The organism is Streptomyces sp. NPDC057900, assembly GCF_042887885.1.
Lineage (GTDB): Bacteria > Actinomycetota > Actinomycetes > Streptomycetales > Streptomycetaceae > Streptomyces.
Genome location: NZ_JBHVOI010000003.1, coordinates 255,170 through 279,658 on the forward strand (window position 1 = coordinate 255,170; position 24,489 = coordinate 279,658).

Genomic DNA, 24,489 nt, shown 5'->3' on the forward strand with positions numbered 1-24,489 from the left:
ACCCCGGCCCGGGGCCCGGCTCGGGGTCCGACGGGGGGTCCGGCGCCTTCCTGTCGGGCTCACTACCGGCCCGTGGCCCGTGGGTGCCCCGGGCTCGCGAAGGTGATCCAGCAGGTGTCGGCGGCGGTGTCCAGGAGATACCAGACGCGTCCGCCCCCGGTCACCTCGCCCAGACTCTCCCAGCCTTTGGCCGCCGCATCGGCGAAGCGGACTTCCCACTGCCCTTCCGGCGCGGGAGGCGCTGCCCGGTCACCGCGACCCGCACTCACGCGAGCTCCCGCGGGTCGGGCACCTGCCCGTAGTCCGCCTCGTGGTCCCTGGTCAGCGCGGCCAGCAGTTCGGGGTCGGAGTGGACCTCGGCACTGTGCTGCCACGCGGTGAGCAGCTGCGCGACAGAAGCGCTGTTGCCGATCGAGTCGGCGGCGCGCATGGTGTCGACCAGTTCGACGGCGAAGGCGTGGACGTCGGGTTCGGGGAGGAACCGGACCCAGGGGAACGCGTCCGGCAGTATGTCCAGGAGCAGTTCCATATCCTTCCCGCCCCTTCACGCGCTCCGGAGCATTCCGACCGTCCCCGCCAGGCCCTCGCCGCCGTGGCCCCGGTCCACCCGCCGCCGCATCAGGTCCATGTACGGGGTGAGCAGCCGGGGGTCGACCGACTGGCCCGCCGCCGTGCCCAGGAGGGTGTCGTTGGCCGCCGCCATCATGGCGAGGTTGGAGACGACCCCTTCCGTGTAGTCGCCGCTCTCCAGCTGGGCGGCCATCGCGGGCGCGGAGCCGGCCATGGCGCGCAGCCAGTCGGCGAGCAGGGCGGCGAACGCGGTGCGGTCGAGGTCCTGCTCGCCGTCCACCAGGGCGAAGGCGTGCGCGATGCCCGCGAACATGCCGGTCATCGCGCTGAGGAGGGCGACGTCGTGCAGTGCCGCGTGGCCGGGGTCGGCGCCGGTGAACCTGGCCCCGGCGGGGGCCTCCAGCGTTGCGCGGTGGCGCTCGAACAGCGCACGGTCGCCGCTGTAGAAGACGTATCCGCCGGTCTCCGGGTGCCCGATCATCGGGGGTACGGCCATGATCCCGCCGTCCAGGAAGCGGGCCCCGCGCGCCTCGGTCCTGCGGGCCAGCTCGCGGGCCTGTGCCGGGGTGCTGGTGGTCAGGTTGACGAGGTCCTTGCCGTCGAGGTCGACGCCGTCCAGGACCTCGGTCACGGAGGAGTCGTCCAGCAGGCAGAGCACCACGGGGCCGGTGGCCGAGGCGATCGCACCGGCCGGGGTGGGCGCCGTGCGGGCGCCCGCGCGGGTCAGCGCGTCGGCCTTGGCCGGGGTGCGGTTCCAGACGGTCAGCGGGTGCCCGGCGGCGAGCCAGGCGCCGGCCAGGGCGGTGCCCATGTCACCGAGGCCGAGGAGGGTGACAGGGGCTCGGGAAGAAGTGTCGTGGTCCATGCCCCACAGGCTCGTATCCACCCGTAACACGATCAAGTACGCACTATTTTGTGGGTGGTTACCTTAAACTCAGCGGGTGACCCGGCGAGACAGCTACGTGTGCGGCATCGACGCGGCGATCGACGTGGTCGGCGGCAAGTGGAAGGTGCTCATCCTGTGGGCGCTGGACGTCGAACCCTGTCGGTTCGGTGAGCTGCGGCGCGCGCTTCCCGGCGTGACGGAGAAGGTCCTCGCCTCGCACCTGCGGGAGCTGGAGGCGGCGGGCATCGTCTTCCGCGAGGAGGCCTTCGAGGGAGCGGTACGCCGTGTCACGTACGGCCTCACCCCGCTCGGCTCGTCCCTGAACGCCGCACTGGCTCCGCTCGGGGCCTGGGGCCGGGAGCATCTGCTCGGCGACCGGAGCCCGCACGCCGAGAGCACGGGAAGCGGCGCGAGCGCGGGAAGCGCCGGAAGCGCCGTAAGCCGGTCCTGATCGCCTCGGACGCCCGCTTCCTGGCGCGCCCGCCCACCTCGCCCGCGCGGAAGATCCGGACCCGTTCGGCGTACCCGGACCCCGCGAGGGGCGGTCCCCGCGGTCCCGTGGAATAGAGAGGTGGGGCACTCCGTTGTAGGGTGTTCACATAGTTCAACGTTCAACAATATTGGAGGCGGGCGCCATGCAGTTCGGGATCTTCACCGTCGGGGACGTCACCACCGACCCGACGACCGGCCGGACGCCGAGCGAGCACGAGCGGATCAAGGCCACCATCGCCATCGCGCGGAAGGCGGAGGAGGTCGGCCTCGACGTCTTCGCGACCGGCGAGCACCACAACCCGCCGTTCGTCCCGTCCTCCCCCACGACCACCCTCGGCTACATCGCCGCCCGCACCGAGAACCTGATCCTGTCCACGTCCACGACGCTGATCACCACCAACGACCCGGTGAAGATCGCCGAGGACTACGCCACGCTCCAGCACCTCGCCGACGGCCGCGTCGACCTGATGATGGGCCGGGGGAACACCGGACCTGTCTACCCCTGGTTCGGCAAGGACATCCGCCAGGGCATGCCGCTCGCCATCGAGAACTACGCCCTGCTGCACAAGCTGTGGCGCGAGGACGTCGTCGACTGGGAGGGGAAGTTCCGTACCCCGCTTCAGTCCTTCACCGCGACCCCGCGCCCGCTGGACGGCGTACCGCCGTTCGTCTGGCACGGCTCGATCCGCTCCCCGGAGATCGCGGAGCAGGCCGCGTACTACGGCGACGGCTTCTTCCACAACAACATCTTCTGGCCCATCGAGCACACCGCGAAGATGGTGAACCTCTACCGGCAGCGCTACGCCCACTACGGGCACGGCACCGCGGAGCAGGCCATCGTCGGACTCGGCGGCCAGGTGTTCATGCGGAAGAACTCGCAGGACGCGGTACGGGAGTTCCGCCCGTACTTCGACAACGCGCCGGTCTACGGGCACGGCCCCTCGATGGAGGACTTCACCCAGCAGACGCCGCTGACCGTCGGCTCCCCGCAGGAGGTCATCGAGCGGACGCTGTCCTTCCGGGACACCGTCGGCGACTACCAGCGCCAGCTGTTCCTGATGGACCACGCGGGGCTGCCGCTGAAGACCGTCCTTGAGCAGCTCGACATCCTCGGCGAGGAGGTCGTACCGGTGCTGCGCAAGGAGTTCGCCGCCCTGCGGCCGGCCGGGGTCCCGGAGTCCGCGCCCCTGCACCCGGCCGTCGTCGCCGCCACCGCCACGAAGGAGAGCTGACACCGTGTTCGCCACCGAACCACTGAGGATCGTCGCCGTCTCGGCCGGGCTGAGCAGCCCGTCCTCGACCCGGCTGCTGGCCGAGCGGCTGGCCGGGGCCGCGCGGGAGCGGCTGGACGCCGAGCAGGACCGCCCGGTCGAGATCCGGGTGATCGAGCTGCGCGACCTGGCCGTCGAGATCGCCAACCACCTGGTGACCGGGTTCCCCTCGGCCGCGCTGGAGGATGCGATCGGCGCGGTGACGGAGTCGGACGGGCTGATCGCCGTCAGCCCGGTCTTCACCGCCTCCTACAGCGGACTGTTCAAGTCGTTCTTCGACCTGGTCGAGAACACCGCGCTGACCGGGAAGCCCGTCGTCGTCGCCGCGACCGGCGGTACCGCCCGGCACTCGCTGGTGCTGGAGCACGCCATGCGCCCGCTCTTCGCCTACCTGCGGGCCGTCACGCTGCCGACCTCGGTGTACGCGGCGTCGGAGGACTGGGGCTCCTCGGGCGACGAGTACGCCGACGGCCTGCCGGCCCGGATCCGGCGCGCGGGCGGCGAGCTGGCGAGCGCGATCACCGGCGGGCGGGCCGTCTCCGGCGCGTCCAGGACCCCCGGCGTGGACGACGAGGTCGTCCCGTTCGAGCAGCAGCTCGCCGGTCTCGGGCAGGCCTGAGCGACCCGGGCGCTGTGGTTTCGTCCGGTTTGACTACAGTTGGGCGGGAGGGTGCGCCACGCGGAATCCGTACGGCGCACCCCCGTACAACCGAGCAACAGAGCCGAACCGAGCTGGAGGCAGAGATGGGCAGGATCGTGGTGGGCGTTGACGGCTCCGAGTCGTCGATCAAGGCACTGCACTGGGCCGTACGCCAGGCGGAGCTGACCGGTGACACGGTCGAGGCCGTCAACAGCTGGGAGTACCCCGCCACCAGCTGGGCGTCCATGATGCCGGGCCTGCCGGAGGACTTCGATCCGCAGGCCATGGCCACCGTCTCGCTCACCGAGGCGCTGGAGGAGGCCCTCGGCGCCGCCGGGGCCGCCGCGATCAGCAAGGTCGTGGTGATCGGCAACCCGGCGCAGTCCCTGCTGGACCGGGCCGAGGGCGCGAACCTGCTGGTGGTCGGCGCACGCGGATACAGCGGCTTCAAGGCCACCCTGCTCGGCTCGGTCAGCCTGCACGTCACCCAGCACGCGGCGTGCCCGGTGACGGTGGTGCGCAGCTGACGCCGGACGCGGCGCGAGTACGGAGTACGGGGCGGGCCCGCACGGTCATCACGACCGTGCGGGCCCGCCCCTTTCCGTCAAAGCGCCACCACGTCCGCCACCGCGCACGCCACGTTGTCGGGGGCGCCCGCCGCGGCGGCCAGCCCGAGCAGTTCGCGCACCGCCGTGCCGGGGCCGTCCGCCCCGGCCAGCACCCGGGCCAGTTCCGTACCGGCCACGACCGCGGAGAGCCCGTCGGAGCAGAGCAGATAGCGGTCACCGGGGCGGGCGTCCCGCACGTCCAGATCGGGCCCGGAGCCGGACGGCCCGCCGCCCAGCGCCTTGAGCAGCAGCGCCCGCTGCGGGTGCGAGACGGCCTCCTCCTCGGTGAGCGAGCCGTCGTCGATCATCGACTGGACCAGGCTGTGGTCGTGGGTGATCCGGAACAGCTCTCCCCCGCGCAGCAGATACGCCCGCGAGTCCCCGATGTGGACGAGCCCCAGCTGCGCGCCCGTCCACATCAGCGCGGTCAGCGTGGTCCCCGACTCGTCGGGCGCTCCGCTTCCGGCGCTGCCCGCCACCGCGTCCCGGACCGCCCGTGCGGCCTGCTCCGCCGCGTCGTGCAGGAGGTTCAGCAGCTCCGCGGCCGGTACCGCGCCCCGCGCCACCGGTTTCAGCGCGTCGATCGCCGCCGCGCTCGCCCCCGCGCCGCCCGCGCCGAACCCGTCGGCGACCGCGAGCAGCCGGGCACCGGCGTACGCCGCGTCCTGGTTGGTCTCCCGCACCGCACCGGTCTCCGTGCGTGCCGCGTACCGGATTCCGAGCGTTCCCACCTGCGTCATGGCTTCCTCCGTCGACAGCTGGTCGATGAGGAAGGCCGCGAGATCGCGCCGGGCCGCCGTTTCTGCCTCGACCTGCGCCCAGTACGCCCGGATCGCGGCGGCGGCCGCGCCGTCGTCCAGCGCGATCACCTCCGTGATCCGGGCGAGCGGCATGCCGATCCGGCGGAGCCAGGCGACCAGCCGGGCCGTCCGCGCCTGCGCCGGGTCGTAGTACCGGTAGCCGTTCACCGGGTCGACCAGGGCGGGCTCAAGCAGGCCCAGCTCGTCGTAGCGGCGCAGCGCCTTGGCGGACAGCCGGGACAGCCGGGCGAACGCCCCGATCGTGATCAGCGCCGCTTCCGGCGGCCGCCCGTGCCCCTGGTCCGTCACCTCGTGCACCTCGTGCCTCCTCATACCGGGCGGTGCTCGCCCGGCACGCCGATCCTTGGCCTTCCCCCGCGGAGAAGGTCAAGGATGGCTGATGGAGGCGGACCGGCCCTAGGGCCTGTATTGGGTTGTCCCGCGGAAGAAGGAGCGGGGCTGGGTGCGTGCGATCGCAAGGCGCCGGAGCGTCCTTGTAGCGGAGCTACCAGGGCGTTTCGGCAACGCCGCGAGCGTGCGTGCCCAGCCCCGTGACGCCGCGGGACAACCCAATACAGGCCCTAGGCCCGGCGGGTGTAGAAGGCGTAGAACGAGGCCGCCAGCATGGCCGCGCCGGTCAGCAGACCCAGCACGGAGGCCGCGAGGACGCTCTTGCCGGACAGGCTGTAGAGGAAGCCGACCGAGCCGCCGAAGAGGACTCCGTAGGCCGCCGCCGCCAGCTCGACCGGCAGCCGCTTCTGTACGCGGCCCAGTCCGAAGCAGAGGACGGCGAGAACTGCGCCGGAGATCAGTCCGAGGGCGAGCTGCCCGCCGGTGAGCACACCGCCGCCCCGGACGATGGACGTCGCGTACCAGCCGAGGACCACCCCGAGCGTGACGGGCAGAGCCCAGCTGGTGATGGACGGGTGCTGGGCACGCGCTCGCGCTCCGCGTGCCTGCACCGAAGCATGTGCGGCCATGACGGGAAGCTCCTTCCGTCGCCCCCTCTGTCTTCCTCCAGAGCACACCTGGTCGCGCCTCCCGGCAACTCGAATGGCTCATGGCCCGAGCGTTCCCGGCGCATCCGGGATTCCCTGGTGAGGTGCGGACCTACTTCTCGACGGCACTCTCGGCGGTACTCCTGGTACTGCTCGCCGTCCTGGTACCGCTGAGCGCGCTCTCCGCCTGGGTCGATCTGGAGATCGACGACACCGACCGCTACGTCGCCGCCGTGGCGCCGCTCGCCTCCGACCCCGATGTGCAGAACACCGTGGCCGACCTGATCACCGACGAGGCGATGAAGCAGATCGACGTCGGTCCGCTCGGGGACACCGTGCGCGGGTTCCTGCACCAGGCCGTGCGGTCCTTCACCACCACCGACGCCTTCCAGGCCGCCTGGAACGCCGCCAACCGCACCGCCCACGAGGCCGTCACCGCCGCGCTGGACGGCGGCAGCGGCGAGAGCGTCACCATCGACCTGGCGCCCGTGACGGAACAGGTGAAGCAGAACCTGCTGGACAACGGGGTGCCGTTCGCCGACCGCATCCCCATCGAGCACACGGACATCCAGATCGTCTCCGCCGACCGGGCCGACCAGCTGCGGCAGAGCTTCCGGTGGCTGCGCGCCGCGAGCATCTGGCCCGCCGTCGGCACGCTGGTGTTCGCGCTGCTGGCCGTGGTCCTGGCCTGGGTGCGCGGCGGGCCCGGCCGCCGGGGCTCCGCGCTCGCCGCGCTGGCCGCCACCGCCGTCGCCGGAACCGGCTTCGCGGCCGGCGCGCTGCTGCTGCGCGGGGCGCTCGCCTATGCCCGCAACCGGGTGCTGGCCGAGGTGCCGGGCAACGAGACGGACGGGGCGGCCGCGGTCTACGACGCGCTGACGGCGTCCCTGCGCACCACGGTGTGGATCGTCTTCGGTACCGGGCTGGCGCTCGCGGTCTGCGCGGTCGCGGCACGGATCTGGGCCCAGCGGGTGCTGCCGCCCGCGCCGCCGGTCGCGCCTGTGCCGCCGCCCGACGCGTGACGGACGCGCTCCGCCCCGCCGACGCCGACGTGCGGGTGCGGGCGGGCCGGGGAAGAGTGGATCGCGTGCACTGCCGGGGGCGACTGGGAGGTGTTCCGTATGCGAGCCATCGCCGTCGGCGCGTTCCGGTCCCGCCCCGCTCTGGTGGAGCTCCCGAAGCCGGAACCCGCGCCAGGTGAGGTGCGGGTGCGGGTCGAGTACGCCTCCCTCAACCCCTCCGACTGGCAGACGGCCGACGGCTCCCCGGACGGGCCGGTCCCGCACGACTCGCGACTGACCGACGGCTCCCCGGGCGGGCCGGTCCCGCCCGTGTTCCCGTTCGTCGTCGGCGTGGACTTCGCGGGCCGGGTCGACATGATCGGCGGCGGCGACAACCGCTTCCGGGTCGGTGACCGGGTCTTCGGCCGGGCCGGGCCACCGGTCGGCGCCGGTACGTACTGCGACTACGTCTGCGTCCAGCAGGACGCCGCGATCACGCTCGTCCCGCCCGGTCTTGACGCCCGGACCGCCGCCGCGCTGCCGTCGGCCGGGATGGCGGCCGCGCAGATCCTGGAGACGGTGGTGCTGCGCGGCCACGAGAGCCTGCTGGTCATCGGCGCGGCGGGCGGCGTCGGGAGCTGCCTGACCCAGCTCGCCAAGGCACGCGACATACGCGTCGTCGCGGCGGTGCGCGGCGACGAGCGTTCCCGGATGGGCTCGTTGGGCGCCGCCGCGACGATCGACACCACCCGGGGCCCGGCGGCCGAGTCGGTGCGGTCCGTCTGCCCGGACGGCATCGACGCGCTGGCCGACCTGGTCTCCGACACCCCGGAGGCGTTCGCCGCCCACGCCGCGGCGGTCCGGCCGGGCGGTATCGCGCTCAGCACCCGGGGCGTCGCGGGCGCGGCCGCGCTCCCCGGGGGCGTGTGCGGCATCGACTTCCGGCTCGACCCGACCCCGGTACTGCTGGACGTCCTGGCAGCGGGCGCGGCGGAAGGAGTGCTCCGCGTACCCATCGACATCGAACTCCCGCTGGAGAAGGCCCCGCAGGCCCTGTACCGCAACCGGACGGGCGGGGCCCGCGGCAAGACCGTCATCGTGCTGCGCCACCACGGCCACCGCTGAATCCCCGGACCCCTGAAGACCCCGTAGAGAGGACGACACCATGGACGACCAGGAGCACGACATCATCGGCGGCATCGACGGACTCGTCGCGGAGGAACGGAGCCTGCGCGACCGGGGCGCCCGCGATCCGGGCCTCACCGCGGAGGAGCAGCGGCGACTGCGTACGGTGGAGGTCAGGCTCGACCAGTGCTGGGACCTGCTGCGGCAGCGTCGCGCGCTGAGCGAGTTCGGGGAGGACCCGTCACAGGCCCGGGTCCGCCCGGCCGACGAGGTCGAGGGATACCGCGGCTGAGCACTGAGCGCTGAGCACTGACGAGGGGGGCGCGTTGACCGGCAGTGGCAGTGGCACCGGCAAGGACACCGGCACCGGGTCCGTCGCGGCGCCACGGCGCGGGATGCCGCCCGTCTGGCTCCGGTACGGGCTGCGCCCGCAGCCCACCCCCGTCCCGTGGGCCGCCGTCGCCCGCGCGTCCGTCGCCCTGGCCGCACCGCTCGCCGTCGGATTCGCCGTCGACCGGCCGGTGTACGGGGCGCTCGTCTCGATGGGCGCGCTCTCCGGCGTGATCGGTGACACCGCGGACGCGTACCGGATGCGCGTCCTCAACATCGCCGTACCGCAGGTGTTCGGCGCGCTCGGCATCATGATCGGCACCCTGGTGTACGGGACCGGCTGGGCCGCCGTCGCCGTGCTGACGGTCATCGGGCTCGTCTCCGGGATGATGTCGACGATCGGCGCCGTGGCCTCCGTGTCCGGTCTGCTGCTCCTGCTCAACTCGGTGGTGGGCGCCGGACTTCCGATGCCAGACCCCTGGTGGGTCGCGCCGCTGCTGCTGACGCTCGGCGGACTCTTCGTCCTCGCGCTGACCCTGCTGGCCTGGCCGCTGCGGCGGAAACTGCCGGAACGGGTCTCGGTCGCCGGAACGTACTGTGCGGTCGCGGACCTGCTCGCCGCCGCCGGAACGGACGCGTACGAGGAGAAGCGGCAGGCCGTCACCCACTCCCTCAACACCTCCTACGACCTGGTCCTCGCCCGGCGCGCCCGCTACCACGGCCGCAGCGGCACGATGGTGCGGCTGCTGTCCCAGCTCAACGTCGTCATCCCGCTCGTCGAGGCCGCCCCGGCGGTGCATCTGCGGCGGCGGCCGCTGCCGCCCGAGATCCCGGCGGCGGTGCGGTCGCTGGCCGACGACATCGAGGAGAGCCGTACCGGCGGCGGCGAACCCGCCCTGCCCGCGCCCGAGTCGCCCGCCACGCTCGCCGTGGACAGCGCGCTGCGGCACGCCGCCGTCGTCGTGCACAAGGCCGAGCCCGACCCGTACAACGTCGACGACCGGCTCGGCCGTCCGGCCGCGCTGGGCGTACGGGTCCGGCGCGCGACCCGCAACGTCCTGCTCTCCGGGCCCTCCTGGCGGTACGGGCTGCGCCTCGCGCTCTGCATCGGACTGGCCCAGTCGCTGACCTCGCTGTTCGACGTGCCGCGTTCCTACTGGGTCGCGCTCACCGTCACCTTCGTCCTCAAGCCCGACTTCGGCTCGGTGTTCTCCCGCGCGGTGCTGCGCTCCGTGGGCACGGCGGCGGGTCTCGTCATCGCCGCGCCGGTGCTGGCGGAGGTGCCGATCGGCTGGTGGGACGTGCCGGTGATGGTGCTGCTCGCCGCGCTGATCCCGGCGTTCACGGCGAAGGGGTACGCCTTCCAGACGGCGGCCATCACGCCGGTCATCCTGCTCCTGTCGGACCTGCTGAACCACCAGGGCGTGCACCTCGTCTGGCCGCGCTTCCTGGACAGCCTGATCGGCTGCGCGATCGTGCTGGTGGCCGGATACCTGCTGTGGCCGGAGAGCTGGCACGCCCGGATCGGCCACCGGCTGGCCGACGCGGTGACGGACATCGCGGACTACGTGGCGTACGCCTTCGAGCCGGAAGCCCCCGGCGACCGGGCGGAGCGGGTCCGGGCGCGGCGCCGCATCTACCGCGATCTGTCCTCCGTACGCTCCGAGTTCCAGCGCGCCCTGACCGAGCCGCCCCCGACCGGCCGCCGGGCCGCCGCGTGGTGGCCCCTGGTCGTCGCGGTCGAACGCATCGTGGACGCCACGACCGCCGCCCGGGTACGCGTCAACCACGGTGCCCCGGAACCGGAACCCGCGGAGGTGGCCGAGGTGCGGCAGCAGCTCCGCGAACTGGCGGCGGGCATCAGGGCGAGCGAGGTCCTGGTGGAGGTGCGCGCCGAACTCCCGGGCGACGAGGAGGGCGTACTGGCCCCGCTGCGTCAGGAGGTCGCGGCGGCAAGGGCGATCGCCTCCCCCGAGCCGTAGGGTCTTCCGTTTGGATCAGGCCGGTCACTCCGCGGGCGGCCCGTCCCCGCGCAGCCTGTCCATCTCGCGCCGGTCCCGCTTCGTCGGCCGCCCGGCCCCCCGGTCCCGTACCGGAACCTGGATCGCGGCCTCGCGCGGCGGCGGGGGCGGGCTGTTGTCGACGAAGCACTCCGCGGCCACCGGGGGCCCGACCCGCTTCTTCACGATCTTCGACACGACCACCACCCGGTCCCGGCCCGCGTGCCGCAGCCGTACCTCGTCGCCGACGTGCAGCGCCTGGGCCGGCTTGGCCCGCTCGCCCGCCACCTTCACATGACCCGCGCGACAGGCCGCGGCAGCCTGCGCCCGCGTCTTCGTCAGCCGGACCGACCAGATCCAGACGTCGACCCGAACACTGCCCGCCGCCTGCGGCGCCTCACCGGAAACCATGCTCGCGACTCTAGTGCGCCCTGCGCACGGGGGCTCCGTACGTTCGCGTCAACCAGGCAACTCGGCACTACAGAAATACATGTGAATGACGTACATCAGACCACCATCGCGCAGTTGCAGGACTCGGTCCGGGATCGGTTTCGGCTCGGTTGTCCCTCAGGCGGGCCGCGCCACCGAACGGCCGGATCCGGCCGCTAACCTTACGTATCCGCCCTGGCCAGGGATCAATTCCCGCAGTACGGACATTCATCGCACCCAACTCACGTGAAAGGCCTCGCCCATGGGCATTCGGAGCTTGCTGCGCAAGGTGTTCGGCCGTGACGTCACGGAGCAGGACGGCCCGACGACGGCCACGGTCCCGCCCCAGGGCGAGCGGACCCGGCCCACGGAGTCGTCCTCGGTGGCGGTGGACGAACCGGTCGTGCAGGCCGGGTCGGAGCCCGAACCCGCCCCGGCCGCCAAGGCATCGGTCCCGGCCCCGGCCTCCCCCGCCTCCTCCCGGTCCGCCGAAAGCGACGACGACCTGGCGACGGATCTGGTGGCAGCCGCCTTCGACAAGGCCGCCGCCCCCGCGCCCAAGGTCACCCCCACGGTTCCGGCGCAGAGCTCCGGGCCGAGGACGACGGCCACGGAGACAAAGCCGGAACCGGAACCGGAACTCAATTCGGACCCGGACCCGGAGCCGGAACTCAAGTCGGAGCCGAAGCCGGAGCCCGTGGAGGAGCCCGTGGAGGAGCCCGCAGCTGTCGTGGCCCCGGAGCCCGTCGAGCCCCCGGCAGCGGCCCCCGTCGCCGAACCGGTCGTCGCGGAGCCGGTCGTCGCGGAGGCGCTTCCCGAGCCGATCACCATCGACATGGACCCGGAGCCCGAACCGGAACCGGAACCCATCACGGAGCCGGAACCCGCACCGGAGCCCATCGCCGCAACCGCTGAGCCCACCACCGAGCCCACCACCGAGGCCTCCGCCGCAACGCCCGCCGCCGCACCCGCTCCCGCGCCCGCCCCCGCCGACGGCAAGCCCGCGCTCTCCCTCGCCCGGGTCAAGTCCCGCGCGCCCGAGCTCGTCGCCCCGTACAAGGCGGCCCAGGCCGGGCTGAAGGCGCACGGGCTGACCGGTCTGCGGGCCACCGTCTATCTGGTCCTGGACCGTTCCGGCTCGATGCGGCCGTTCTACAAGGACGGCAGCGCCCAGCACCTGGGCGACCGCACCCTCGCCCTCGCCGCGCACCTGGACGAGAGCGCCACCGTCCAGGTCGTCTTCTTCTCGACGGACATCGACGGCACCGGCACGGTCGGCCTTGACGGCCACGAGGGCCGGATCGACGAGCTGAACGCGGGCCTCGGCCGGCTCGGCCGGACGAACTACCACCGGGCCGTCGAAGAGGTCGTCGCGCACTACGAGAAGTCCGGGGCGAGCGGCCCGGCACTGGTGGTCTTCCAGACGGACGGCCCGCCGGACGCCAAGCAGGCCGCCCGCCAGGCGCTCACCGACGCGGCGCGCCTGCCGCTGTTCTTCCAGTTCGTCGCGTTCGGCGAGCAGGACGGGAAGGGCTTCGACTTCCTGCGGAAGCTGGACGCCCCGAACGCCGGCTTCTTCCACGCGGGCCCCGCCCCGCGCGAGGTCGCGGACGCCGCGTTCTACCGCGAGGTGCTCGCCGCACTGCCCGCGTGGGTCGCCGCGGGCGCCTGACCGGCCGGCAGACGTACGGTCACGGCGAGGCCGCCCTCCGGGCCCGGCACCGCCGTGACCGTACCGCCGTGCGCCTCCGCTATGGACCGCACGATCGAGAGCCCCAGCCCCGAGCCGGGCCCCATCCGGTCCTTGCCCTCGCCCCGCCGGAACGGCTCGAACAGCCCGGGGATGTCCGCGCCGTCCACCACCGGACCGGTGTTGCACACCCGCAGCACCCCGTCCCCGCCCGCGACGGTCAGCGACACCTCCACCGTCCCGCCGGGCACGTTGTACGTCACCGCGTTGGCCAGCAGGTTGGCCACCAGCTGGGCCAGCAGCATCCGGTTCCCGCGCACCGCGCACCCGGCCGCCGTCACGGTCACCCCCGGGTGCCGGCCCGCCTCCTCCGCCACCACCCGGGCGAGGTCCACGTCCTCCCGCTCGCCGTTCGCGAGCCCGCGCTCACTGCGCGCCAGCACCAGCAGGCCCTCGATGAGCCGCTCGCTGCGCCGGTTGTTGTCCAGGAGCGTCTGCCGGGTCCGTACGAGGTCGTCCGCCGTCGGGTCGTCCAGGCCGACCTGGATCGCCGCCCGCTGGGTGGCCAGCGGGGTCCGCAGCTCGTGCGAGGCGTTGGCGATGAACCGCCGCTGGCTGTCGAAGGCCTTCTCCAGCCGGGCGAGCAGCGCGTCGAGCGTGTCGCCCAGTTCCTTCAGCTCGTCGTCGGGGCCGCTGGAGGCGATCCGCTCGTGCAGCGTGTGCTCGGAGAGCCGGCGCGCCTTGGCGGTCATGGCGTGGACGGGCCGCAGGACCCGCCCCGCGGTCCACCATCCGACGCCCACCGCGCAGGCCGTCATCACGAGCAGCGCGGCGGCGGACCAGATGAGCAGCTGGTGCCCGGCCGCGTCGCTGACGTGGTCGGTGAGGTCGTACACGGTCGGCGGACCGAGGCTCCGGCGCGTGACGAGGGGGCCGTTCACCGCGTAGCCGGGCTGGACGACCGCGGCCGTGCGGGCGATGGAGCGGGCCTGCGAGTCCGTACCGGCCCGGGAGGCCAGGTTGACGGTGACCATCAGGGCCGTGCCGAGCACCAGGAACACCCCGCCGTAGACGAGCGCGATCCGGGTCCTGATCGTGGAGTGCGGCACCCGGCCCTGCGGCTTCACAGGGCGTACCCGACACCCTGCACGGTGCGGATCACCGCCGGTTCGCCGAGTTTGCCGCGCAGCTTGCTCATGCAGACACGGACGGCCCCGGTGAACGGGTCGGCGTTGGCGTCCCAGGCGCGCTCCAGGAGCTCCTCCGCGCTGACCGTCGCGCCGTCGGCCTCCAGCAGCAGCTGAAGCACGGTGAACTCCTTCGGTGAGAGGTCCAGCTCCTGCCCGTCCCGGGACGCGGTACGCCGTACGGTGTCGAGCCGGATCCCGTACCGCACCAGCTGCGGCGGCACGGGGCGGGCGCTGCGCCGCCGCAGCGCGCGGACCCGCGAGACCAGTTCCGGGAACTCGAACGGCTTGCCCAGGTAGTCGTCGGCGCCCAGGTCGAGCCCGGAGACCCGGTCCTCCATGGACCCGGCGGCGGTGAGCATCAGAATCCTGGTGCGGGAACCGGAGGCCACGAGTTCGCGGGCCACGTCGTCGCCGTGCACCCGGGGCAGGTCCCGGTCCAGGACGACGACGTCGTAGTCGTGCAGTCCCAGGTAGGCCTGGGCGGCGTCACCGCTGTACACGGTGTCGACGGCGAACCCGGCCCGCCGCAGCCCGGTGGCGACCAGCTCCGCCAGGATCTCCTCGTCCTCGGCGACCAGTACCCGCATCGTGATGTCCTCTGCCTCGTCCATGCGTGTCCACTCCATCCCAGGATGCGTCTTTGTTACGGGAAGCGATGTTTCGCAAAGCTCTCCGCGTCGGCTGCCGCGTCCGCTCCCGCGTTTATCGGTGTGAGTGGATCTCCGTCGGACCGTTAGGATTTCGACCATGGCGGCCACTGGATCAGAGAAGCAGGGGGGCGAGGACGTGAAGAGCTTCTACGTCTCGACCCCCATCTACTACGTCAACGACGCTCCTCACCTGGGCCACGCCTACACGACCGTCGCAGGCGACGTGCTCACCCGCTGGCACCGTCAGCGCGGCGAGAAGGTGTGGTACCTCACCGGCACGGACGAGCACGGTCAGAAGATCATGCGCACGGCCGAGGCGAACAACGTCACGCCCCAGGCGTGGTGCGACAAGCTCGTGGAGGAGGCCTGGAAGCCCCTCTGGGAGCACCTCGGCATCGGGAACGACGACTTCATCCGTACGACGGAGAAGCGCCACACCGACCGTGTGCAGGAGTTCGTTCAGGACCTGTACGACAAGGACGAGATCTACAAGGGCGGGTACGAGGGCCCGTACTGCGTGGGCTGCGAGGAGTACAAGCTTCCCGGCGACCTCATCGAGGCGGAGGACGGCACGAAGCTGTGCCCGATCCACAAGAAGCCGGTGGAGATCCTCAAGGAGGAGAACTACTTCTTCAAGCTGAGCCAGTACGGCCCGAAGCTGCTTGAGTTCTACGCGGCCAACCCCGGCTTCATCCAGCCCGAGTCGGCCCGCAACGAGGTCGTGAACTTCGTGAAGCAGGGCCTCCAGGACCTGTCGATCTCGCGCTCGACCTTCGACTGGGGCGTCCCGGTCCCCTGGGACGACAAGCACGTCATCTACGTATGGGTCGACGCGCTGCTCAACTACGCGACGGCGGTCGGCTACGGCGCCAACCAGGAGAAGTTCGACGCCACGTTCCCGGCGAACGTGCACCTGGTCGGCAAGGACATCCTGCGCTTCCACGCGGTGATCTGGCCCGCGATGCTGATGGCGCAGGGGCTGCCGCTGCCCGGCAAGGTCGTCGCCAACGGCTGGCTGATGGTCGGCGGCGAGAAGATGTCGAAGTCGAACCTGACGGGCATCAAGCCGCAGGACCTGACCTCGCACTTCGGCGTGGACGCGTACCGCTGGTACTTCCTGCGGGCCATCGCCTTCGGCAGCGATGGCTCGTTCTCGTGGGAGGACTTCACCGCCCGCTACACCTCCGAGCTCGCCAACGACTACGGCAACCTGGCCTCGCGCCTCGCGGCCATGGTCGGCAAGTACTACGGCGGCGTGCTCCCCGAGGCCACGGCCGCGGGCGAGGCCGAGCAGGCGGTACGGGACGGGCTGACGAAGGCCGTCGCGGAGGCCGACCTGAAGATCGGCGAGGAGCTGGACTTCCAGGGCGGCATCCTGTCGATCTTCGACTTCGTGAAGCAGGTCAACGGCTACATCACGGAGCAGGAGCCGTGGAAGGTGGCCAAGGACGAGTCCCCGGAGGGCAGGGCCCGCCTCGCGACGATCCTGTACACCGCCGCGGAGGCGCTGCGCGGCGTCGCGGTCCTGCTGAACCCCGTCATGCCGGACACCTCGCAGAAGCTGTGGGAGTCCCTGGGCGCGGAGGAGTCCCTGGGCGCGCTCGCCGACCAGCGCCTGCTGGAGACCGCCGACTGGGGCCGGCTGTCGCCGGGCGCGACGGTGACGAAGGGCGCGGTGCTGTTCCCGCGCCTGGAGGAGAAGCCGTAGGCCCCTCTGGGACCGGGTCTTCGAGTGGGCGTCGGGCCCCGTGTGGGTTGCCCATTTCCGGGGCGCGGGGTTCCGTCCTCAATCGCCGGACGGGCTTGGGTGCGGGTCCCCCGCGGGGCGCCCGTGTCCGGTGGGTGGGGGTCCGGGGGCCCTCCGGGGAGACTCCTCGAACGACGAACGTGCGGCGGGTCCGCGATGGGCACCCGGGTCTGTGTTCGTCGTCCTGCGGGGACTCCCCTGCACGCCCCCGAACCCGGCCGTCGCGCGTCTGCGGCAGTCGTTTCTCCGGTGTGTAGACGCGACTGATGCCGGGGTGGGGACGTGCAGGGGAGTCCCCGCAGGGAATGGCGTACGACCCGGGTCCCTCTCGGTCCCGGGTGAACACGCCATTTCCGAGGAGTCTCCCCGGAGGGGCACCACCCCCCACCCACCGGGGAAGGCGCACCCCACGAACAAGCCGCACCCGCACACCAAGCCCGTCCGGCGATTGAGGACGGAACCCCGCACCCAGTACAGGGCGCACCCAACACCGGAAACCAGGGCCCCGGGCTCCGTCAGCGCAGGAGCGATTGCGCGTCGCCCATCACGATGACGGGCTCCTCCGCCGGGTCGAGCAGGCCGAGGAGCTCCTTCATCCGGTCCTCCGTGAGCGAGACGCAGCCCTGGGTGGGGCCGCCGTGGTCGACGTGGATCCAGATGCCGCCGCCCCGCTCGTCGCCGAGCGGCCGGGTGTGGTCCAGCGGGGAGGTGCCGGGGAGACGGTTGTAGTCGATGGCGATGACGTAGTCGAACGAACCCTCCAGCGGCTCCCCGTGGAAGCCCTCGCCCTCCACCTTGAAGTCCGGGCTCAGGTCGTACGGGAACGCCGTGGCCGGGGGGTCCAGCCGGCCGCCCGCCGCGGTCAGGGTGAAGACGCCGACGGGTGAGCGCAGGTCGCCCTCCCAGTGCTCGTCCGTCCAGCCGTTCAGGGCGTTGTGGGCAGGCCAGGGCGCCATGGCCGCCCGCCAGTCCGCGGTGGGGGAGTCGCGGGTGTAGAGCACGGCGGTGGAGCGGTTGGAGTCCATGGCCTCGCCGGTGACGACTAACGCCTGGCGGGTACCGGCCGGGATCGCCGCCCTGGTCCGCGGCCCGAGCCCGGGGATCTGCCGGGGCGGGACCGGCGACGGCACGGGCGACGCCTCGGGCGACGACGCGGCGGTCCGGGGCGGGCCGGGGACACCGGAGGCGCCCGAGGCCCCCTTGAGGGCGGCGCTCTCCTCCGTACCGAAGAGGCCGCCCGATCCGCACCCCGTCAGCAGCAGGACGAGGACGGCGCAGAGGACGTACGGGAGCCGCAGAGGAACGCTCGAACGGGGCACGGACACGGAGGGGCTCCTCAGCAGTCGGTGGCGAGCCGCGGGGCTTTGCGGCACGGCGACGGCACGGCGGGGGGTCCGCCGTGCCGATGTCGGCCCAGGCAGTCTTTGCCGCAGCCGCGACCGGCCAATCCGGCGCCGGGGCCATCCGGCTGTACCCGTTCAGGTGATTCGTGTACTTGTATGCCCGGAACCCGGGTGTGGGCGGGTCCCGCCACGACGTGAACAGAGCGTGAAACAGCCCCCGGCCGGTCGGCCGGGGGCTGTTTCACGTGGAACCGAAGCGGAACCGAAACGGAACCGCTGACGCTACTTCGCGCCGGTGTCCCTGACGACCGAGTCCTTGGCCTCGGCCTTCTCCTTCGCGGGCGCGACCGGCTTGCGGAGCTGGATGTTCAGCTCGCGCAGCCGCGTCTCGTCCAGCACCGTGGGCGCGCCCATCATCAGGTCCTGGGCGTTGCCGTTCAGCGGGAAGGCGATCGTCTCGCGGATGTTGGGCTCGTCGGCCAGCAGCATCACGATGCGGTCGACGCCGGGGGCGATGCCACCGTGCGGCGGGGCGCCGAGGCGGAAGGCGCGGAGCATGCCCGCGAACTCGTGCTCGACGGTCTCTCGGTCGTAACCGGCGATCTCGAAGGCCTTGAGCATCAGCTCGGGCTCGTGGTTACGGATGGCGCCGGAGGACAGCTCGATGCCGTTGCAGACGATGTCGTACTGCCAGGCGAGGATGTCGAGCGGGTCCTTCTCCTCCAGGTCCTTCAATCCGCCCTGGGGCATCGAGAAGGGGTTGTGCGAGAAGTCGATCTTCCCGGTCTCCTCGTCCTTCTCGTACATCGGGAAGTCGACGATCCAGCAGAACCGGAAGACACCGTCCTCGAAGTGGCCGGCGCGCTTGGCGGCCTCGACGCGGACGACCGACATGATCTTGGAGACCTCGTCGAACTCGCCGGCGCCGAAGAACACGGCGTGGCCGGGAACGAGGGAGAGCCGCTCGGTGAGCGTCTTGACGTCCGTCTCGGTGAGGAACTTGGCGATCGGGCCCGCCAGCTTGCCGTCCTCGCCGACCCGGACCCAGGCCAGGCCCTTGGCGCCGTGCTCGACGGCGTAGTCACCGAGGCCGTCGAAGAACTTCCGGGACTGGCCCGCGGTGTCCGGCACCGGGAGCGCGCGGACGTGCTTTCCGGCGAAGGCCTTGAACTCCGAGTCCGCGAAGACGTCGGAGATGTCGACGAGCTCCAGCTTGGCGCGCAGGTCCGGCTTGTCGTTGCCGTACTTCAGCATCGACTCGCGGAACGGGATGCGCGGGAACGGCGAGGTGACGTGGCGGCCGTTGCCGAACTCCTCGAAGAGCTCGGTCATGAGCTTCTCGATCGGCTGGAAGACGTCCTCCTGCTCGACGAACGACATCTCGACGTCGAGCTGGTAGAACTCGCCGGGCGAACGGTCGGCGCGGGCGTCCTCGTCGCGGAAGCAGGGCGCGATCTGGAAGTAGCGGTCGAAGCCGGAGATCATCAGCAGCTGCTTGAACTGCTGCGGGGCCTGCGGCAGCGCGTAGAACTTGCCGGGGTTCAGCCGGGACGGGACCACGAAGTCACGGGCGCCCTCGGGGGAGGTCGCGGTGAGGATCGGCGTCGCCATCTCGTTGAAGCCGAGGGCCACCATCTTGGAGCGGATCGAGGCGATCACGGAGGAGCGCAGCATGATGTTGCGGTGCATGCGCTCGCGGCGCAGGTCGAGGAAGCGGTACTCCAGGCGCCGCTCCTCGTTGACCCCGTCCTCCGCGTTGATCGTGAAGGGCAGCGGGGCGGCCTCGCCCAGCACCTCGACCTCGGTGACCTCGATCTCGATCTCGCCGGTCGGGAGCTCCGGGTTGACGTTGTCGGCGCCACGGGCGGAGACCTTGCCGTCGATCCGTACGACGGTCTCCTTGGTCAGCTTCGCCAGGGCGTCGTTGCCGGGGGTGCCGGGGCGGGCGACGAGCTGCACCAGACCGTAGTGGTCGCGCAGATCGATGAAGAGGATGCCACCCAGGTCTCGGCGATTGTGCAGCCAGCCGCTCAGCCGGACGTCGGTGCCGACGTCAGAGGCGCGGAGCTCGCCGCAGGTGTGGGACCTGTACCGATGCATCGTCGTTCATCCAGTCTTCGCGGTTGGGGGCACATACAGCCACCCCAGGCTACCGCCCGCGACCCGACCGTTTCATTGCCATTGTCCCCGGCGGGGGCACCGGGGGGCGTGGCCGCCGGGACCGCCGGTGGCGTTCGGGCGCCACATCTTCTTAAAGTGGGGCAATGCGCACCGAGGATGTCCTGGCCGCGACCGCGACCGGTCTCTGGCGCTGGGACAACGCCGCCGGGACCGTCACGCTCGACGCGGAGGCGGCCCGGCTGCTGGAGCTGCCCTTCGAATCGGGCGTCTTCCGTGAGTCGGAGGTGCGCTCCCGTTTCCATCCCGTCGACTGGAACGAGATCTACGGGGTGGTCAACCTGGCCGTCGCCGAGGGCACGCTGGCCGAGGCCCGGCTGCGGATCGTGGACGGCGACGGGCGGGTTATGCGTACCGTACGGAGCCGTTCCCGGCCGCTGCCGCCCGCGCAGAGCAGTGACGCGGACTACCTGCTGGTCGGCACCCTCCAGGAGGTGGCGGAGCCGGAGCCGGGCACGGAGGGGGCGCAGAACCGGATCACCGGCGACTGGCGGCGGTCCCGGGAGGCGTTCCTGCTGGACGCGGGACGCGCGCTGGCCGAGGCGCGGTCGACGGCGGAGGTGCTGCGGGTCGCCTACTCGCTCTCCATGCCCGGGTTCTCGCCGGACGGGCTGGCGGTCTTCGGGGTCGACGGCGAGCGGCTGACGATCGTCGGGCACCACGGGCACAACTCCGGTGACGAGGGACCGTTCAACGACATGCCGCTGGAGACCGACTACCCGGCCGCAGAGGTCGTACGGACGGGGCGGGCGATCTATCTGCCCAGCCCCGACGAGTACGTCCACCGCTATCCGGCCACCTGGCCGCTGGCCAGCCGGTTCGGGCGCCGTTCCTGGGCCTTTCTGCCGCTGATCGTGGCGGGCCGCACGATGGGCGCCTGGATGGCCGGCTTCCGGCACCCGGTGTCGTTCTCGCCGGACGAGCGGTCGGTGCTGACGACGGTGGCCAGGATGCTCGCGCAGGCGCTGGCCCGCGCCGGGATCGCCGAGACCGAGCGGGAACTGTCCGAGGGGCTCCAGCGCACGATGATGCCGTCCCTGGGAACCGGCATCCCGGGGATGACGGTGGCCGCGCGGTACGTGCCGACCGGGGGCGGGCTCCAGGTCGGCGGCGACTGGTACGACATGATCCCGCTGCCCAACGGCCGGGTCGCCCTCGTCATCGGCGACGTCCAGGGCCATGACGTGCGGGCGGCGGGGCTGATGGGCCAGTTGCGGATCGCGCTGCGCGCGTACGCCTCGGAGGGGCACCGCCCGGACGCGGTGCTCTCGCGGGCCTCGCGCTTCCTCTCCGGGCTGACCGACGCGACCGAGGACGCGGAGCAGACCGGGCCGCGCTTCGCGACCTGCCTGTACGCCGAGGCGGACCCGGCCAACGGCACCCTCGACATCGCGCGGGCCGGGCACCCCGACCCCGTGGTGATGACGCCCGACGGGACCGCGTTCATCCGGCAGACGGCGGGCGGGCTCCCGCTGGGCATCGAGGCGGACACGGACTACCCGACGACCCGGTTCACGCTGGAACCAGGAGAAACGATCATGCTCTGCACGGACGGGCTGATCGAGACCGGCGGGCACGACCTGGCCACCGGCTGGGTCCGGCTGCGGCCGATCCTGGAACGGCACACCGGCGATCTGGAGAAGCTCGCGGACGCCCTGGTGCAGGCGGTGCACGGGCCCGCCTCGCACTACACGACGGGCCCGCTCGCGGACCGCCGGGAGGACGACGTCGCGGTGCTGCTGCTGCGCCGGGAGAGCCCGGCGTCCCGGATGACCCCGCCGAGGCGGACCGCACTGACCATCGCCCAGGCGGAGCCGGAGCGGATCGCGGCGGCCCGTCAGCAGGTCCGCGAGATGCTGCACGACTGGGCGGACCCGGAGCAGGTCGACTCCGCCGTGCTGATGATCTCCGAGATGGCCACGAACGTGCTGGTCCACACGGACGGCGACGCGCTGATGGTGGCGCAGGCCAGCGGGGAGCACGGGGAGCGGCGGCTGCGGGTGGAGGTGGCCGACGGCAGCGACGAGCTGCCGCACAAGCGGCGGCCCGGCGAGATGGCGTCCAGCGGGCGGGGGCTGGTGCTGATGGAGATGCTCGCCGACGCGTGGGGGGTGGACCCGCGCGGTGAGGGCAAGTCGATCTGGTTCGAGCTGTACGAGTCGGCGGAGCCTGCGGAGCTGACGGAGCCGGTGCCGGACCCCACGTGAGGGTTGGCGTCCTCAGGCGCCGGACGGGCCGGGTGGCTCGCCCCGCGGACCCGGGGACGGGGTGTCCGGGGCGTCCGGGGTGTCCGTCGGCGGCAGTCGGCCCTCGCGCAGTTCACCGAGGACGCCGAACGCCGCCGCGCACAACGGGACCGCGAGCAGCATCCCCAGCAGGCCCGCCACGCTCGCGCCCGCCGTCAGCGCGATCATGATCATGGCGGGGTGCATCTGGACCGTACGGCTCTGGATCATCGGCTGGAGGATGTGGCCCTCCAGCACCTGTACGGCCAACACCACCCCGAGCGCCCAGAGCGCGATCACGAAGCCCCGGTCCGCGAGCGCCACCAGGACCGCGACGGCGCCCGAGATGAACGCCCCCAGATAGGGGATGTACGCGCCGACCAGCACGAGCGCGCCCAGCCCCACCGCGCCGGGCACCCGCAGGATCAGCAGGCCGACCGTGATGCAGACGGCGTCGATGAGCGCGATGAGCGTCGTACCGCGCATGAAGCCCTCGACGGCCTCGAACGCGCGCCGCCCCACCGCCTCGACCAGGTCACCGGCGCCGCGCGGGGCGATGGAGTGCGCGAGGTTCACGGCCCGGTCGGAGTCGCGCAGGAAGAAGAAGGTCAGCAGCAGTGCGAGCACGCTCGTGGCGATGAGCGAACCGACCAGGCTGAGTCCGCTCAGCAGCCCGCCCGCGGCGCTCGCGCCGAACTTCTCGACGAGCTTCTTGCCGCTGTCGGCCAGGTTGCCCACGTTCGTGTTGCCGGTGACGCCGAAGTGGTCGACGACCCACTGACCGGCGTCCTTCAGCGACTGCACGATCTGCTCGCCGGTGTCGACGAGGGCGGCGACGACGATGTATCCGGCGCCGCCGACCACCGCGACGAGCAGCACGCAGGTGAGGCCGGCCGCCGCCGAACGGTTCACCCCGTGCTTGGTCAGCCGGCGGTGCACCGGCCCGAGCAGCGCCGTACCGAGCAGCGCGAGCAGGACGGGGGTGACGGCGGTCTTGAGCGCGACGCAGAGCCAGATGGCCACCGCGGCGACGCCGGCGACCAGCAGGACGACACCGCACCAGGCGGCCAGTCGCCGGGCACCCACGGGCAGGAGGGGCTTGAGGGTCTGCACCCTCCCCACCCGATCACGGCGCGGGGACGGTGTCCCGCCCGTGCCGCCGTACGAGTGACGAACCGTCATACGGCGGCGGCGCGGCTCACATCCCGTGGACGGCGGGCACGGTGCCGAGGCGGCCGGCCTGGAAGTCCTCGAAGGCCTGCTTCAGTTCGGCCTGGCTGTTCATCACGAACGGCCCGTAGTGCGCCATCGGCTCCCGGATGGGACGCCCGCCGAGCAGGACGACCTCCAGGTCCGGGGTGTTGCCGTCCTGCTGCTCGTCCGCCCGGACCGTCAGCGAGGAGCCCTCGCCGAAGACGGCGGTCTGGCCCATGTGGACGGGCCTGCGGTCCTCGCCCACGGTGCCGCGGCCGGCCAGCACGTACGCGAGGCCGTTGAAGTCCTCGCGCCACGGCAGGGTCACCTCGGCGCCGGGGCGCACGGTCGCGTGGATCATCGTGATGGGGGTGTGGGTGACACCGGGGCCCTGGTGTCCGTCCAGCTCGCCCGCGATCACCCGGAGCAGCGCGCCGCCGTCCGGGGAGGCGAGCAGCTGTACCTGGCCACCTCGGATGTCCTGGTAGCGCGGGGCCATCATCTTGTCCGCCTTGGGCAGGTTCACCCAGAGCTGGAGGCCGTGGAAGAGGCCGCCGGAGGTGACGAGCGACTCCGGCGGGGCCTCGATGTGGAGCAGCCCGGACCCGGCGGTCATCCACTGGGTGTCACCGTTGCGGATGGTGCCGCCGCCACCGTTGGAGTCCTGGTGCACGAAGGTGCCGTCGATCAGGTAGGTGACGGTCTCGAAGCCGCGGTGCGGGTGCCAGGGGGTGCCCTTCGGCTCACCGGCCGCGTACTCCACCTCGCCCATCTGGTCCATCATGATGAACGGGTCGAGGTACTTGTAGTTGATCCCGGCGAAGGCGCGGCGCACGGGGAATCCCTCGCCCTCGAACCCGCTGGGTGCCGTGGTCACGGCGAGCACGGGACGGGCGACGGCGTCGCCAGAGGCGGCGACCTTGGGCAGGGTCAGCGGGTTTTCGACGGTTACTGCGGGCATGGAAGCCACCTCCGGGGACTGTTCTGCGACCAATTTAGTTGAATGGTGAACATCCTGCAAGGCCGCATCCATTCCCGGGGCTCCTCCGGGCACGTGGACCGGCCCCGGCGGACGGCCCGGCGGAGGATCGGCCCCACGGAGGATCGACCCCCCTGAGGGGT

The 24,489-nt window shown here is 72.1% G+C and carries 23 protein-coding genes; 11 read left to right on the plus strand and 12 right to left on the minus strand.

Annotated features, from left to right (window positions below; all coding sequences use genetic code 11):
* Positions 1-62: 62 nt before the first annotated feature.
* Genes ACFVQ0_RS15420 through ACFVQ0_RS15430 form a run of 3 tightly spaced genes read right to left on the minus strand, consistent with a single transcriptional unit; the run spans position 63 to position 1,435 of the window.
* Entirely contained in the window at positions 63-269 is a 207-nt protein-coding gene (locus tag ACFVQ0_RS15420; RefSeq protein ID WP_390088186.1) for a hypothetical protein, read from the minus strand.
* Positions 266-529: a hypothetical protein gene (locus ACFVQ0_RS15425; protein ID WP_390088188.1), complete on the minus strand. Its 264-nt coding sequence runs from the start codon at positions 527-529 to the stop codon at positions 266-268. Before ACFVQ0_RS15425 ends, ACFVQ0_RS15420 begins: the two co-directional genes overlap by 4 nt.
* Positions 530-544: 15 nt before the next feature.
* Positions 545-1,435, minus strand: a complete 891-nt coding sequence (locus ACFVQ0_RS15430) for an NAD(P)-dependent oxidoreductase (RefSeq protein ID WP_390088857.1) — start codon at positions 1,433-1,435, stop codon at positions 545-547.
* 76 nt (positions 1,436-1,511) lie between these two features.
* Between ACFVQ0_RS15430 and ACFVQ0_RS15435 the strand changes: the two genes are divergently transcribed.
* The 4 genes from ACFVQ0_RS15435 (at position 1,512) to ACFVQ0_RS15450 (ending at position 4,386) form a co-directional block, all read left to right on the plus strand.
* Entirely contained in the window at positions 1,512-1,907 is a 396-nt protein-coding gene (locus ACFVQ0_RS15435) for a winged helix-turn-helix transcriptional regulator (RefSeq protein ID WP_390088190.1), read from the plus strand.
* Between the two features lie 184 nt (positions 1,908-2,091).
* Positions 2,092-3,180, plus strand: coding sequence for an LLM class flavin-dependent oxidoreductase (locus tag ACFVQ0_RS15440; protein WP_390088192.1), 1,089 nt, complete (start codon positions 2,092-2,094; stop codon positions 3,178-3,180).
* Positions 3,181-3,184: 4 nt separating this feature from the next.
* Positions 3,185-3,838, plus strand: coding sequence for an FMN reductase (locus ACFVQ0_RS15445; RefSeq protein ID WP_390088193.1), 654 nt, complete (start codon positions 3,185-3,187; stop codon positions 3,836-3,838).
* 125 nt (positions 3,839-3,963) lie between these two features.
* A complete protein-coding gene (locus tag ACFVQ0_RS15450) occupies positions 3,964-4,386 on the plus strand; it encodes a universal stress protein (protein ID WP_390088194.1) in 423 nt (140 codons plus the stop codon).
* A gap of 77 nt (positions 4,387-4,463) precedes the next feature.
* Here the strand turns inward: ACFVQ0_RS15450 and ACFVQ0_RS15455 are convergent, their stop codons facing one another.
* Both ACFVQ0_RS15455 and ACFVQ0_RS15460 read right to left on the minus strand, forming a co-directional pair.
* Positions 4,464-5,600, minus strand: a complete 1,137-nt coding sequence (locus ACFVQ0_RS15455; RefSeq protein WP_390088196.1) for a MerR family transcriptional regulator — start codon at positions 5,598-5,600, stop codon at positions 4,464-4,466.
* Positions 5,601-5,848: 248 nt separating this feature from the next.
* Entirely contained in the window at positions 5,849-6,247 is a 399-nt protein-coding gene (locus ACFVQ0_RS15460) for a hypothetical protein (protein WP_390088198.1), read from the minus strand.
* 122 nt (positions 6,248-6,369) lie between these two features.
* Between ACFVQ0_RS15460 and ACFVQ0_RS15465 the strand changes: the two genes are divergently transcribed.
* From ACFVQ0_RS15465 to ACFVQ0_RS15480, 4 genes are all read left to right on the plus strand, one after another.
* On the plus strand, positions 6,370-7,287 hold the full coding sequence (locus ACFVQ0_RS15465; RefSeq protein WP_390088200.1) for a hypothetical protein: 918 nt from the start codon (positions 6,370-6,372) through the stop codon (positions 7,285-7,287).
* A gap of 99 nt (positions 7,288-7,386) precedes the next feature.
* Positions 7,387-8,391, plus strand: coding sequence for an NADP-dependent oxidoreductase (locus ACFVQ0_RS15470; RefSeq protein WP_390088201.1), 1,005 nt, complete (start codon positions 7,387-7,389; stop codon positions 8,389-8,391).
* 40 nt (positions 8,392-8,431) lie between these two features.
* Entirely contained in the window at positions 8,432-8,683 is a 252-nt protein-coding gene (locus ACFVQ0_RS15475) for a DUF2630 family protein (protein WP_390088204.1), read from the plus strand.
* 103 nt (positions 8,684-8,786) lie between these two features.
* Positions 8,787-10,703 carry an FUSC family protein gene (locus ACFVQ0_RS15480; RefSeq protein WP_390088859.1) on the plus strand — a complete coding sequence of 639 codons (1,917 nt, stop codon included), beginning with the start codon at positions 8,787-8,789 and terminating at the stop codon, positions 10,701-10,703.
* A gap of 24 nt (positions 10,704-10,727) precedes the next feature.
* Here ACFVQ0_RS15480 and ACFVQ0_RS15485 read toward each other — a convergent pair whose 3' ends face one another.
* Positions 10,728-11,132, minus strand: a complete 405-nt coding sequence (locus ACFVQ0_RS15485; RefSeq protein WP_311304551.1) for a S4 domain-containing protein — start codon at positions 11,130-11,132, stop codon at positions 10,728-10,730.
* 280 nt (positions 11,133-11,412) lie between these two features.
* Here ACFVQ0_RS15485 and ACFVQ0_RS15490 point away from each other — a divergent pair, with 280 nt between their 5' ends.
* Positions 11,413-12,822 (plus strand): VWA domain-containing protein, encoded by a 1,410-nt coding sequence (locus ACFVQ0_RS15490; protein ID WP_390088206.1) that lies wholly within the window; start codon positions 11,413-11,415, stop codon positions 12,820-12,822.
* Here ACFVQ0_RS15490 and ACFVQ0_RS15495 read toward each other — a convergent pair.
* Positions 12,771-13,967, minus strand: coding sequence for a sensor histidine kinase (locus ACFVQ0_RS15495; protein ID WP_390088208.1), 1,197 nt, complete (start codon positions 13,965-13,967; stop codon positions 12,771-12,773). The genes ACFVQ0_RS15490 and ACFVQ0_RS15495 overlap by 52 nt on opposite strands.
* Entirely contained in the window at positions 13,964-14,617 is a 654-nt protein-coding gene (locus tag ACFVQ0_RS15500) for a response regulator transcription factor (protein ID WP_390088860.1), read from the minus strand. The genes ACFVQ0_RS15495 and ACFVQ0_RS15500 overlap by 4 nt, the downstream gene beginning before the upstream one ends.
* 160 nt (positions 14,618-14,777) lie before the next feature.
* Between ACFVQ0_RS15500 and metG the strand changes: the two genes are divergently transcribed.
* Positions 14,778-16,388, plus strand: coding sequence for a methionine--tRNA ligase (gene metG, locus ACFVQ0_RS15505; RefSeq protein WP_390088210.1), 1,611 nt, complete (start codon positions 14,778-14,780; stop codon positions 16,386-16,388).
* Positions 16,389-16,942: 554 nt separating this feature from the next.
* Here metG and ACFVQ0_RS15510 read toward each other — a convergent pair.
* Together ACFVQ0_RS15510 and aspS are read right to left on the minus strand one after the other, a co-directional pair.
* The gene (locus tag ACFVQ0_RS15510; protein WP_390088212.1) at positions 16,943-17,752 is read right to left on the minus strand and encodes a L,D-transpeptidase family protein; all 810 of its coding nucleotides are present in this window, start codon (positions 17,750-17,752) and stop codon (positions 16,943-16,945) included.
* Positions 17,753-18,052: 300 nt separating this feature from the next.
* Positions 18,053-19,870, minus strand: a complete 1,818-nt coding sequence (aspS, locus tag ACFVQ0_RS15515) for an aspartate--tRNA ligase (protein WP_390088214.1) — start codon at positions 19,868-19,870, stop codon at positions 18,053-18,055.
* Between the two features lie 164 nt (positions 19,871-20,034).
* Between aspS and ACFVQ0_RS15520 the strand changes: the two genes are divergently transcribed.
* Positions 20,035-22,155: a SpoIIE family protein phosphatase gene (locus tag ACFVQ0_RS15520; protein ID WP_390088216.1), complete on the plus strand. Its 2,121-nt coding sequence runs from the start codon at positions 20,035-20,037 to the stop codon at positions 22,153-22,155.
* Between the two features lie 12 nt (positions 22,156-22,167).
* Here the strand turns inward: ACFVQ0_RS15520 and ACFVQ0_RS15525 are convergent, their stop codons facing one another.
* Positions 22,168-23,286: an AI-2E family transporter gene (locus ACFVQ0_RS15525; RefSeq protein ID WP_390088218.1), complete on the minus strand. Its 1,119-nt coding sequence runs from the start codon at positions 23,284-23,286 to the stop codon at positions 22,168-22,170.
* Between the two features lie 85 nt (positions 23,287-23,371).
* On the minus strand, positions 23,372-24,328 hold the full coding sequence (locus ACFVQ0_RS15530; RefSeq protein ID WP_390088220.1) for a pirin family protein: 957 nt from the start codon (positions 24,326-24,328) through the stop codon (positions 23,372-23,374).
* Positions 24,329-24,489: the final 161 nt, after the last annotated feature.